Consider the following 237-nt stretch of genomic DNA (forward strand, 5'->3'; position numbering starts at 1 on the left):
TACAATGTAATTGGTGTCCTCTTTAAGAAAGCGGGTAAAATATATTATTGTGATCCGAATTGTTTTCATATAGAACATGACAGCTGCGTAATTGTACAAACTGTCAGAGGTGTTGAGTACGGCCAGGTCGTAATTGCAAATAAACAGGTGAATGAGCATGATGTGGTGCTTCCCCTTCGAAAAGTTATACGTGTGGCTGACGAGCGCGATCTGCTTATTGTAGAAGAAAATAAACAG

At 39.7% G+C, this 237-nt stretch carries 1 pseudogene; it reads left to right on the forward strand.

Features of this window, described 5'->3' with window-relative positions:
* Positions 1-237, forward strand: a pseudogene (gene ricT / locus SB658_RS27365) (competence/sporulation regulator complex protein RicT); the annotation flags it as partial.

This window comes from Bacillus sp. SIMBA_008 (genome assembly GCF_046535495.1).
GTDB classification, from domain to species: domain Bacteria; phylum Bacillota; class Bacilli; order Bacillales; family Bacillaceae; genus Bacillus; species Bacillus subtilis.